The 12,111-nt window shown below is 42.2% G+C and carries 9 protein-coding genes; 6 read left to right on the forward strand and 3 right to left on the reverse strand.

The window, feature by feature from the left end; translation table 11 throughout:
- The first annotated feature begins 446 nt into the window (after positions 1-446).
- From HWQ58_RS10195 to HWQ58_RS10210, 4 genes are all read left to right on the forward strand, one after another.
- On the forward strand, positions 447-611 hold the full coding sequence (locus HWQ58_RS10195; RefSeq protein ID WP_179063512.1) for a hypothetical protein: 165 nt from the start codon (positions 447-449) through the stop codon (positions 609-611).
- A gap of 666 nt (positions 612-1,277) precedes the next feature.
- A complete protein-coding gene (locus tag HWQ58_RS10200) occupies positions 1,278-1,979 on the forward strand; it encodes an acyltransferase (protein WP_292861197.1) in 702 nt (233 codons plus the stop codon).
- A 453-nt stretch (positions 1,980-2,432) separates the two neighbouring features.
- Positions 2,433-2,549: a photosystem II reaction center protein I gene (locus HWQ58_RS10205; RefSeq protein ID WP_041566417.1), complete on the forward strand. Its 117-nt coding sequence runs from the start codon at positions 2,433-2,435 to the stop codon at positions 2,547-2,549.
- Positions 2,550-2,746: 197 nt separating this feature from the next.
- On the forward strand, positions 2,747-5,626 hold the full coding sequence (locus HWQ58_RS10210; RefSeq protein WP_292861200.1) for a DUF3769 domain-containing protein: 2,880 nt from the start codon (positions 2,747-2,749) through the stop codon (positions 5,624-5,626).
- A 1-nt stretch (position 5,627) separates the two neighbouring features.
- On the opposite strand, the gene HWQ58_RS10215 is transcribed toward HWQ58_RS10210, so the two are convergent.
- The 3 genes from HWQ58_RS10215 to murJ form a co-directional block, all read right to left on the reverse strand.
- Positions 5,628-5,912, reverse strand: a complete 285-nt coding sequence (locus HWQ58_RS10215) for a hypothetical protein (protein WP_292861203.1) — start codon at positions 5,910-5,912, stop codon at positions 5,628-5,630.
- A 210-nt stretch (positions 5,913-6,122) separates the two neighbouring features.
- Positions 6,123-6,635, reverse strand: coding sequence for an outer membrane beta-barrel protein (locus HWQ58_RS10220; RefSeq protein ID WP_292861206.1), 513 nt, complete (start codon positions 6,633-6,635; stop codon positions 6,123-6,125).
- 309 nt (positions 6,636-6,944) lie between these two features.
- Complete coding sequence (murJ, locus tag HWQ58_RS10225; RefSeq protein WP_292861209.1) at positions 6,945-8,549, reverse strand: murein biosynthesis integral membrane protein MurJ; 1,605 nt, start codon at positions 8,547-8,549, stop codon at positions 6,945-6,947.
- 506 nt (positions 8,550-9,055) lie between these two features.
- Between murJ and HWQ58_RS10230 the strand changes: the two genes are divergently transcribed.
- Both HWQ58_RS10230 and HWQ58_RS10235 read left to right on the forward strand, forming a co-directional pair.
- Complete coding sequence (locus HWQ58_RS10230) at positions 9,056-9,940, forward strand: GAF domain-containing protein (protein ID WP_292861212.1); 885 nt, start codon at positions 9,056-9,058, stop codon at positions 9,938-9,940.
- Between the two features lie 43 nt (positions 9,941-9,983).
- On the forward strand, positions 9,984-12,068 hold the full coding sequence (locus tag HWQ58_RS10235) for a GAF domain-containing protein (RefSeq protein WP_292861215.1): 2,085 nt from the start codon (positions 9,984-9,986) through the stop codon (positions 12,066-12,068).
- Positions 12,069-12,111: the final 43 nt, after the last annotated feature.

Consider the following 12,111-nt stretch of genomic DNA (forward strand, 5'->3'; position numbering starts at 1 on the left):
AAGTATAGAGAAATACCTGTATTTAGCTGATTCATCCCGCATTTATGCAACGCCGAATATTTTAGATAGTAAGTATGTAGACAAAAGGAATATTTTGGGCTAATTTGGCTTTTTAACGAAGAGAGTGTCACAAGTATAGTAGATATCATTCTAAGTTGAACGCCCAATCATAAAATTACTTTTACCAGCAACGATATAAATATAGACAAAAATGCCAATAACCGCTGATAGCATTTTTTAAATCTCCCTCCTCAAGGGATTTTATCTAAGTGTATAAAAATATTTGCAAGTAGCGATCACTCTAGTAAAAAAGTTAACTTATTTACTCCATTCTCATCAATAATAAACCTGGAAATAAACTTATTTCATGAGAGTGTTCTACTAAAAATAAAATGTGTTATCGTTAAAAACAATTGTTATAAAAAACTATTCATGTCATTACAAACATGAATTGGCTAGTCTGTAAATCATCCGTGTGCAACATGATTGGAGCAGCATACTCTAGAAATTCGTTGCAAGAAAGCCGTCATAGCAGTCGGGGAAGCGCTTACTTGTTTGCACCGATGGTTAACTTCAATGTGATGGCTGATGTGGGAGATAATCCACCCTAATTGGATTTTATTTGGGCAAAAATACCCAGAAAAATCCAACAATAATTACATTGTCATGCTAGGCAGAAATTTTATCTAAACTTTGAATATAGTCTAGTTAAATGTATTTTTTGTTGCAAAATAGCTTGTGAAACTGAATTGTTTCAAAAGACTAAAACCGCTTGAAGGGAAATAGCCTCAAAACAAACAACACTATCCCTATTTGCTTTAGGAGTGCTGTTAGCGGTAGCAAGCAAGCTTTTTAAATTTGCCAGAGAACCAAAACAGTAGCTTATCTAAACCAGCAAATTTTCCATCAGACAATTTAAGAGTCTGAGTTTTGACCCAGCAATGCACTGAAATTGTTTTGTTAATTAATTTTGTGAAAAAGAAGCCAAAGTTTTACGTGCATATAGTACAAAAGCTGCTAGCGACTTAACACAATTGTGCATATTACTTGAGTAATTATACACACCTAGCCTCAAGAATTGCTTGCATAGTCAAAGCCCGACTCTGGTTTTCAAATGTTGGAAAACCATCTAAAAATCTTGGGGAATTTTGTTGATATTGCTACTTTAGCTGATGTATTAATACAAACAGAGGCTATTGGTATTGGCAGAAGATTAGGATACAGCCAAAACAACTTTAAACACTGTCAACAACAATTGATTAAAGAGATATGTAGCCATGCAGAACGAGCAATATTTTTCCAAATTGCAGCGCGTGCAAGAACTTTTAGTAACTACAGCGTTAGGAGATATTCCGACACTTCTTCTCGGCCCAAAGTTGCGTAATTTAGGATATCGTAGTATTTTTGCCCAAATAGACAGCCCAGTGTATATTCAAAATGGTGTTGAATTTAACGGTACTTCTTGTATTGAGATCGGCGCAGGAGTCTATATTTTCAAGGGTGTGCGGATGGATGCGAGAGGACACAAAAATAATAGAATTCATCTAGGAGATAGAGTTGCGATTGAGCGTAACGTTGATATCGGGTCTTTGGCAGATACGTATATACATATTGATGAAGACACCTTCATTGCTCCCAACGTGTGTATTGAGGGGCCAGGAGACATTAAAATTGGTAAACACTGCATGATTGCTGCCCATTCAGGGATATATGCCAATAATCATAATTTTGCCAAGCCAATGGAGCTGATTAAATACCAAGGTGTTACTCGCAAGGGAATTGTGATTGAGGATGATTGTTGGCTAGGACATGGAGTAACCGTATTAGATGGCGTTACTATCGGCAAAGGCAGTGTTATTGGTGCGGGAGCAGTTGTTAATAGAGATATTCCTGCTTTTTCCGTTGCTGTCGGCATACCTGCACGAGTAATCAAAAACCGAGTTGGCAAAGATATAGTAAAGCTTCGAGTTGAGAAATAGAGCATTGGGCACAGGTGCAAAGGTGCGGAGGGGAAAGAACTTGTACAAGAACTCTCCCCTGCTCCCCTACTCCCTCATCTCCCCTGCCCATTCCCCACTCAGCACTGGCTCAACGCCCCGCCCATGTACAGCACTCAGTACTCAGCACTGCTGAAAGGCATGGGGAATAGTAACTATCTCCTGTAACTTGTTGCCTTTTTTTGGGAAACCTTTGCCATCAGTCAACGTCACAAGGGTAAACGTCTCTAAGTTATCTTTCTTAAGGGCATCTACAAGTCAGACAACTGACATCTTGTACATTATCAATAACCGTAGGGTAAACATTGCTAGTCCTGAGTCCCCAGAGTCTTCTAAAAAAGGGACGAGATTTGGGTAATATAAAGTAGCTATCTTTTCTGCATTGCAGATACTCAAAGAAAAGCTTTCTTTGTTTTACCCGTTGGAGATATTTCTATGCTGACTTTAAAAATCGCTGTTTATATTGTTGTTGCCTTCTTCGTAACTATCTTCATCTTCGGATTTTTGTCGAACGATCCAGCTCGTAACCCCGGACGTCGGGACTTAGAGTAAAAGGGCGATAAATCATCCGCGACTTTGGAAGGCGGAAAATACTAAACGCCACGGAAACTTACTAAGCGAAAATTTAGTAAGTTTCTTTCTCCAAGTAGCTTGCTGTAGGTAGCAGAAGGCGACAGTCGGAAGGCAAAATGTATGTTTAATCCTTCCCTTTGTCATTTGGCTGTTTGTTAGCCCGATTTTGCTCACTTATGCTTCATCCAGTTCTGCCACCCGATCCGCCTCCTATCGTTGAATCTTTACAACCTGTAAATCCCCCCTCATCTGCTAGTCATACAAAGTTTCTTTCAGGTGTAGATACTGGAATATACGAAAAGACAGACAAATCCAAGCAGCCCAAAAATTTGGCTCAGTTGGCAATTTCGGGTAACACTAAGAGTGATCCTTTATTGTCAACTCCGATCGACTCAACTCAAGATCGCTTGGTAGTTCCTGAAACTTCCTCTGTACCTCATTCACCAGAAACCTTTCCACTAGAAAATTCCCCAATCATCGGTTCTGCGACTGCTGGGCTTTTGGGGCAACCACTGGTTGTTGGTTATCCCACACAAAAGGTTACAATCTCTAATCGCCAAGAAAAAGAAGACACAAAGACAAGTCCGAACGGTGGGGTTCGACGCTCGGAACTTCTTCTTATGTCGGCGTTGCGTAAACGGGAGATGCAAAGAGAAGCCGCTGCATTGCAAAGAAAAGTTGCAGCGCAAGCTTCTGACCAAGACGCAAAAGATGAACCTTCTCAAAAACTCGGTCAGCGATCGCTAAATCCAAACTCTAGTAGTGGAGAAAAATCAACCTTTTTGGACTCTTCTAGCTTTAGCTATAGAGTTTCTCCAAGTCCCCTTGTCGCCCAATCTCCACGCCCTCTTCAAATTGCCCCAACTCTTACAAACAGCAACAAGTTAGGCAAATCCAAAGCAGAAATTTTAGCTGAGAAGTTAACTCAACAAAAACAGCAACGCGATATTACTACACAACAGTCTCTAAAAAAAGCCAATATTTCTGTATCTGCTGCCGATCTTGCACCAAGTTCTCAATCAGTACAAAATTTTATAACATTCAAGTCTCGTAAGCCCACAAACCAACTCTCAGCGCCCATCACTGTAGAATTTCAGTCTCAACAGCAACAAAGCCAACTACCAACGCCTACACCACAAGTAAATACCACTCAGCCACAAGCTCAACCATCTGGTACAACTGCACCAGCTACCACACCGCCAGCCGGACAAAGAATTGTAGAAGTCACTTCAGATCGGCAAGAGTATGACGAGAGACAGCGAATTATTACAGCTGTAGGTAATGTAGTTGTGCGATTTGATGGAGCGGTGGTGGATGCCGATCGCTTGCAAGTTAATTTGGACAACTTGATCGCTGCGGGGGAAGGCAACGTAACCTTAACACGGGGCGATCAGATACTGCGTGGACAACGCTTCACCTATAACTTTGTTCAAGATAGTGGGGAACTGGAAAATGGTAGAGGAGAAATTTATGTACCCTCAGCACAAACAGATTTTGCTTTTTCACCCACGGCTGTAAGTGCTGGTGGAGTTTCAAAACGTCCGCCCAGCGATCGCATTAGAGCCAATCAGCCCGTTTCCGGTGTGAGTAGCCCTGGAGGAATTGATGTGACATTTGGTGGTCAAGCAGATGCTAGCAACATCCCGCCACCGAAAACAGGGGGTACAGTCAATCGGCTCAGGTTTGAAGCTGAACAAATTGACTTTTATCCGCAAGGCTGGCAAGCAAGTAATGTCCGCATCACCAACGATCCTTTTTCGCCTCCTGAATTAGAATTACGCGCAGATAAAGTAACTTTGACGCGAGAATCACCCTTGGTAGACCGCATCAGGACACAGAAGCAGCGTTTGGTATTGGATCAAAGAGTCTCTTTACCAATTCCACTGAATGAGCGTACTATTGACCGCCGAGAGCGGGACGTTACACCTGCAATAGTCTCCCCCGGCTACGATGGAGAAGATCGGGGTGGTTTGTATATTGAGCGTGGCTTTCCAGTAATCGATACAGAGCAGACACGCTGGACAATTACGCCCCAGTTATTATTACAGAGAGGTGTGCAAGAAGGCGTGGGTGACTTAGGGGCACTGTTTGGTGTGAAAACCAAGATAAATTCTATTTTGAGTCCACGGAGGATAATTCAGGGAACTGCGGAGTTAACTAGTTTTAACTTGAACAACGTGGAAGACAATTTGCGAGTGAATTTAGGATTGCGCCAGACATTAGGCACTTCTCTTCCCCACACATTGAATGTGCAATATAACTACCGCGATCGTCTCTACAACGGTACTCTGGGTTTTCAAACTGTTCAAAGCAGTTTTGGCGGCATTATTACTTCTCCGGTGATTCCTTTAGGAAAAAGTGGCATCAACCTCAACTACCAGGCAAGTGCCCAGTATATTGATGCCAATACCGATCGCCCAGACTTGCTAGAACCAGTGCGGGAAAACGATCGCATTTCACTTGGTCGTTTACAAACCAGTGCTACCCTCAGTAGAGGGCTGTTGCTGTGGCGGGGAAAACCATTACCACCCACTGCCACTGAGGGATTACGATACACCGCTACTCCTGTAGTTCCTTACTTGCAAGCGATCGCTAGCCTCACAGGCACTACCAGTTATTACAGCAATGGTGATAACCAAAGCACTCTAATTGGTACAATTGGCTTACAAGGGCAAATTGGTCATTTTTCTCGACCTTTTTTAGACTACACCGCCTTTAATGTCAGTTTCTCTCAAGGCTTAAATAACGGATTATCACCCTTTTTGTTTGACCGCTCCGTTGACAATAAAGTTTTGACCGCTGGAATATCACAGCAAATCTACGGCCCTTTTCGCTTAGGCTTCCAAACATCTGTTAACTTAGATACTGGTAAAGAAACTAGCACCGACTACATTTTGGAATATAGCCGTCGCACCTATGGCATTACCTTACGTTACAATCCGGTGCTGGAGTTAGGCGGCTTCAGCATCCGAATTAGTGATTTTAACTGGGGTGGCGGCACCGATCCATTTTCAGAAATTAAGCCAGTAGTGAACGGCGTGCAACAGGATAATTAGTCTAAGGACTAGGGACGACTCGACAGGCGATCGCACAATTGGTTGATGCGCCACCAGGTATTCTCAAGCTGGCATAGTCGCCACTTAGTTGAACGTGTGATGGTGGTTGATGTAGGGTTACACAGCATCTGTGAACTGCGGTTTGGTATTCTCGCCATTGCCTACGGATTGCAATACTGTCGGCATCATTACCTAAGTCGGAAAATCTTAGCCCTGCTCGAATCAGCCAAGATTCTACGTCAGTTGTTTCACCAACTATTTCTGGAATAGGATTAATTTTTTTCATGAGTAATATCTTATACGTATATTTCCAATTACTCATTTCACTTTAAAAGAAAGTATCAATACTAGCCAATATCATTTTTTATCAAAATCATCAAAAAAAATGATTCATACCTGAATATGAATACTCAGGTATGAAAGAGTGAATTACGATTACGGCTGGTAAACATCATTGCTTTAGCTTCTGAATAGGCCGTTTTCTAGCTCGTAATTACTAGAAGCGATAGCCTAATCCGGCTTGGAAGCTGACAGCATCAGCATCACTATTTCTGTAAGCGTCAATACCCCATTTAGTATCGCCGTAGGCAATGACATTTTTGCTAACTTCTGATTCAATCCCAAGGGTGACTACAGGTGAATTCCGATTACCCAATGGAGTTTTTTGACCTTCGTCAGTTACAAAAGAATAACCACCACCGAAGTAAACGTTAGTATTTTTGGCGATGGGTGCATCATAAGTCACTATGGGCATAATTGCAGCAGCATCACCACCATACAACACAGAACCCCGCAGCGAAACAGGGGCATTGGGAACGGCGTATCGTCCTTGAATATTACCACCAATTTGTGCTTCATCGTTTCCTTGTCCGCCACTGGTTGCACCAACAGCAACACCAGCACCAATGTAGTTACCGTTAGTACCTGCTGTTTGAGCAGATGCAACGCCGGCTGAGAGGACAATGGAAGCAACAGCAAGGAAAGAGGCAGCTAATTTTGTAAGTTTCATAGAATTATTCTCACTAGAGTTAAGTAAAATTAATCTTCTCTAGTACTAGAATCTCTTTTTTGACAAAATGTAACCTCACGCACCTGGTTCATCCAAGTGGTTGAATTATTTCTCACCCACTTGGGTATACCAACTGAAAAATTTAAAATACTTTAAATCGAGTAGTGGGTGCGATCGCGCTTTTACCCCTGCCTTATTCCAAGGATAATTATTTACGCCGACCTACTTAAGACGATGTCTACGACGGGCAGCGCCGACGCTATCTATATATCCGGATATTTCTATAACATTGGCTAGAGCGATCGCTCGTTATTTCTTCAAAAAGCGTTGACGTAGACGAGATATAAAAATATTTACCTCTGGTATTTTCAGCCATGAAGCGGTCGCAGCAAACACCACAATCCCTACGAAGCCAGATACACACAACTGCAACACCAGAATCAGTAAACCCGTTTTACCTAACAAATACTGAGAACCAATCAAAGTCCCATAGCTTGCTATCCCAGCAACTATGCTACCAGCAGCCAAACCCAAAATCGGCAAACTCCACTCGCGCCAAGGTAAACCATTGAGTTTGCGATCAAGCAACCATAACAGCATTAACATTGAGCTACAATTTACGCCCACTGTTGCTAATACCAAACCGGGAGCGCCAAAAGGTTTAACGAAAAACCAATCTAATAAAATATTGAGCAAGATGTTAAAAACACTGATGCGAAAAGGTGTCTGTCCATCGCCTAAAGCATAGAATACCCGCACCAAAACATCACGCCCCAAATAGACAAACATCCCAATTCCATAAGCTACTAGCAAGGATGAAACTAGCTGTGTAGCTTCTGGCTTGAAAGCACCGCGCTCATATACCACCTGCACAATGGGGACAGATAGCGCCACCATCAACGCTCCTAGCGGTAGCATGGTAAAAGCAGTGAGTAGGAGTCCTTGGCGAATTCGTAATTTTAAGTCCTGCCAATTTTCGGGGTCAGCAAGTTTGGCAAATATCGGTAATAGAGGCAGCAAAATAATATTAGAAATAATCCCCAAGGGAGTTTGTACTAATAGATTGGCATAGTTAAATCCTGCCGCTGCACCAGGGATAGGACTAGCAAAATAAAGGTCAGTAGCAACATTAATTGGCATCATTCCAGAGGAAATCGTTGCCGGAGTCATAATTTTAATTACTTCTTGAACGCCTGGAGATTTAAAATCAAACCGCAGGCGTAATGTGCCTAATCCTAACCGCCACTGGACAATTAGCTGCACTACCCACTGGAGAATCGCTCCTGCTAAGGTTCCCCAAGCTAAGACCATTCCCCCGATTAAAGCGTACTCCGGCTTAATAATGTCCTTGCCCAGTTGCATCGCCAAGATAGCAAGACCGCCAACAACGGTAATACTGGATAATAAAGGGCTAATGGAGAGTAACCAATATTGATTGGCTGTATTGAGAGTACCGAAGCCAATGCCAATTAAACCGGCAAATAAAGCCATCGGGGCCATAATGCGGAGTTGTTGAATGGCGATCGCTCTGGTTGTTTCTTCCAAACCATGACCGACTAAATCAACGATCGCATCCGCAAATAGAACCTGAGCCACTGTCACCAGCAACAACACTCCACCTACCAGCGTTGTCACAGTTTCCACTAGGGGAGCCGCTTCTTCTCGCCGCCGCTTGGCTAAAACGCTGACGAGCGCACTGTGTAATGGTCCATTTACACCACCGAGTAAGATCAATAGAAAGCCAGGGATAATATAGGCATAACTATAGGCGGTGGCAGCAGCACCAACACCAAATGCGGCAGCGATCGCTTGCTGCCGCACTAAACCGAAGACTTTACTAATTAATGTGGCTGCGGCAACAATGCCAGCAATTCCAGCGAAAGAACGAGAGGGTTTTTGGTCTTGTTGTGTCACGAATAATACCCGACAACTCTTGCAGAGTGCATACTTTAAAACATTTAACCTGAAATTCCGCAGTCTGTCAGGTAAATTTTGACAAAACCTTTTTTATGGTGGGCTGTACTTAGTCATCTCCTTGCTTTGTGTACAAGCCAAAATTATTTTTTAACCCATTACAAGGATAGATCGATAAAGGGGAACTATAACAATAACCATCTTCTGGGAAATAGTTGAACTAGGGATTGGGGATTGGAGATTAGGGACTGGGTATCAGGCAAGATTTGAATGGGGATTGGAATCCCAAACAAATTTTACTCATATTTTCTTCCCTAGTACCCAGTACACAGTCCCAGAGCGCCCATTCGTCCCCAACAAGTTGCCATTCATCTGAAATTGGTGAATTCTGGACGCGGCCAGTTGAAGACTGTAAAACTTTGCAGTTTGTCATATTTGTGACACTTCTTAACCCCATGAACTTTGGTGTGAGGAACCCTTGTATAAAAACGAGATAATCCAGAGCAATGGAACCCAATTCAAATTTCACAGAAAATCCACTTCAAGAGCAACTAGAGCAACAAAAAGCTTTGGCAAGTGTAATTGTCCGAATTCGTGAGTCTCTTGACTTAGAAACAATTTTTCAAACGACTGTTACACAAGTGCGTCAGTTGCTAAATGCCGACCGGGTGGCAGTCTTCCAGTTCGACCGCGAACAAAACTGGGAGGGAGAATTTGTTTGTGAAGATGTTGCAATTGGCTGGGACTCAGCAATGGCAGTAAAAATTTCCGATCGCGGCTTTGGAGAACAATTTGCTGCCAATTATCAACAAGGTAGAGTGCAAGCAGTAGCAGATATTTACAAGGCAGGACTGAGTGATTGTCATCTGGAAATTTTGAGTAAATTTCAGGTACAGGCTAATCTTGTTGTCCCTCTATCGCGGAAGCAGGAACTGTGGGGATTGCTTTGCATTCATCAGTGTAGTGAGACTCGTAATTGGAAAGAATCGGAAATTGAGTTTATTCGTCAAATTGCTGACCATCTTGCTGTTGCGATTCAACAAGCAAAGCATCTCCATGAAGTCAAATTGCAAGCTGCAAAATTAGCTCAAGCAGTTCAGCGCGACCAAGTAATAGCTAAAATTGTTGATGAAATTCGCTCACCCCTTGATATTGAAACCATCTTTAAAACCACAACTCAAGAAATACGTAAGCTGCTGCAAGCCGATCGAGTTGCCATTTTTAGCTTCAATCCCGATTGGAGTGGTAACTTTGTTGCCGAATCATTTACTGAAGGTTGGACTCCTTTAGTTGGCGTTCAGCCTGCGATCGCTGATACTTATTTACAACAGACGCAAGGTGGACGTTACGTTAACAACCAGACTTTTATAGTTCCAGACTTTTATAGTTAATGATATTTATCAAGCCGGATTAACAAACTGCCATATAACTCTGTTGGAACAATTTCAGGCAAAAGCCTTTGCTACTGCCCCTATTCTCCAAGGAGATCAACTTTGGGGAATCATCGCTGCCTACCAAAATGCCTCACCCAGAGAGTGGCAATCTTATGAAGTCGAATCACTGAGCAAAATCGGTACACAAATTGGTGTAGCAGTGCGACACCATAAGCTGCTGGCATACGCTCAGTACCAAGCAGAGCAACAAAAGACATTAACTAGTGTAATTACTCGAATTCGGGAGTCCCTAGATTTAGATACAATCTTCCAGACTACTGTCACCGAAGCCCGGCAAATGCTGCAAGCAGACCGAGTGGCAGTCTTTCGTTTTGACCCGCAAAAAGATTGGGAAGGAGAATTTATTTCTGAGGATTTTGTGCCTGAGTGTAACTCGATAATGGCAGAAAAAGTTTATGACTATTGCTTTGGGGAATACTTTGCACACCTTTACGCCCAAGGTCGAGTCAATGCGATCGCTGACATTTATCAAGGAAAGTTCCCCGGTTGCTACGTCCAAATCCTAGAAAAATTTCAAGTGCGGGCAAATATGGTCGCACCTCTATTGAAAAAAGGTGAACTTTGGGGATTGCTATGTATTCACCAATGCACCGCTCCTCGTTATTGGCAACCCTCTGAAATTGAATTTACCAGTCAAATAGCCGAGCAATTGGGAGTTGCATTAAAACAGGATTCTTATTTAAAGCAAGTTCAAATGCAGGTTATCCAGTTAGCAGAAGCCACTGAACGCGAAAAAGCAATGGAACGCCAAGAACTACTGGCTGCAACTATTGATAAAATCCGCCAGTCACTCGATATTAAAACTATTTTTAGAACCACTACTCACGCTGTGCGAGAGTTACTCGAAGTCGAGCGAATTGCAATCTACCGTTTCAACCCGGATTGGAGCGGTAAATTTGTGGCAGATTCCTTTAAAGATGGTTGGAAACCAGTTGCACAAACCCAACCAACGATTATAGAAACTTTTGAGAATACAGACGACGATAACGAACTTCCGCGTAACGAAACCTTTGTTCCGATTCGGGAAGGTGAAAAATTATGGGGATTATTAGTTGCTTATCAAAATTCGCAACCGCGTTATTGGAAAGAAGAGGAAATTAATTTACTGGCTCAAGTTGGGGTGCAATTAGGAATTGCGATTCAGCAAGCAGAATTACTCGAACAAACTAAACGTCAAACCTTAGAACTTACTCAGACTCTGCAAGAATTAAAACAAACTCAAACTAGGTTAATTCAGGGTGAAAAAATGGCAGGATTAGGACAACTACTTGCTGGAGTTGCCCACGAAATCAACAATCCTATCAGTTTTATTTTTGGCAATCTTATCCATTTAAATGAATATACTCAAGAGCTGCTAAAGGTAGTGAAACTTTACCGGCAAAACTCCTCAATATTGCCAACTGTCCAAGAGCAAATCGACAAAAGTGATTTGGACTTTCTCATTGAAGATTTACCGAAAACCCTTGAGTCTATGAAAGTAGGAACAGAGCGGATTTGTGATATTGTGCTATCACTGCGAAACTTCTCTCGTACAGATGAGGCTGAATTGAAGCCAGTAGATATTCATGAAGGCTTGGATAGTACTTTATTAATTTTAGGGCATCGCCTTAAAAACAATAATGAACGTCCAGCTATTGAGATTATTAAACAATATGATAATTTACCTTTGCTTGAATGCTATCCCGCGCAATTAAATCAAGTGTTTATGAATCTTTTGAGTAACAGTATTGATGCATTAGAGGAAAAGTTTAACACTATACAGCAGAAGTATTTGAAATTATTACAAACGTGTCCGAGAATACCCTTGACTATCTGGATTAATACGCAAGTCGTTCATAACCAGATTGTAATTAGAATAGCTGATAATGGTCTTGGGATTCCAGAAGAGGTGCGATCGCATATATTTGATCCCTTCTTTACTACCAAAGCACCAGGTAAAGGTACGGGTTTAGGATTGTCTATTAGCCATCAAATAGTAGTTGAAAAACATCATGGTCAGATGAAATGTTCCTCTAAACCAGGAGAAGGAACAGAATTTTTAATTGAAATTCCCAGCAGTAATTAGAGGCGATTGATTTTTGACAATTCTCAGTCAATCTTAAATAGGG

This window comes from Nostoc sp. LPT (assembly GCF_017115165.1).
GTDB lineage: Bacteria > Cyanobacteriota > Cyanobacteriia > Cyanobacteriales > Nostocaceae > Nostoc.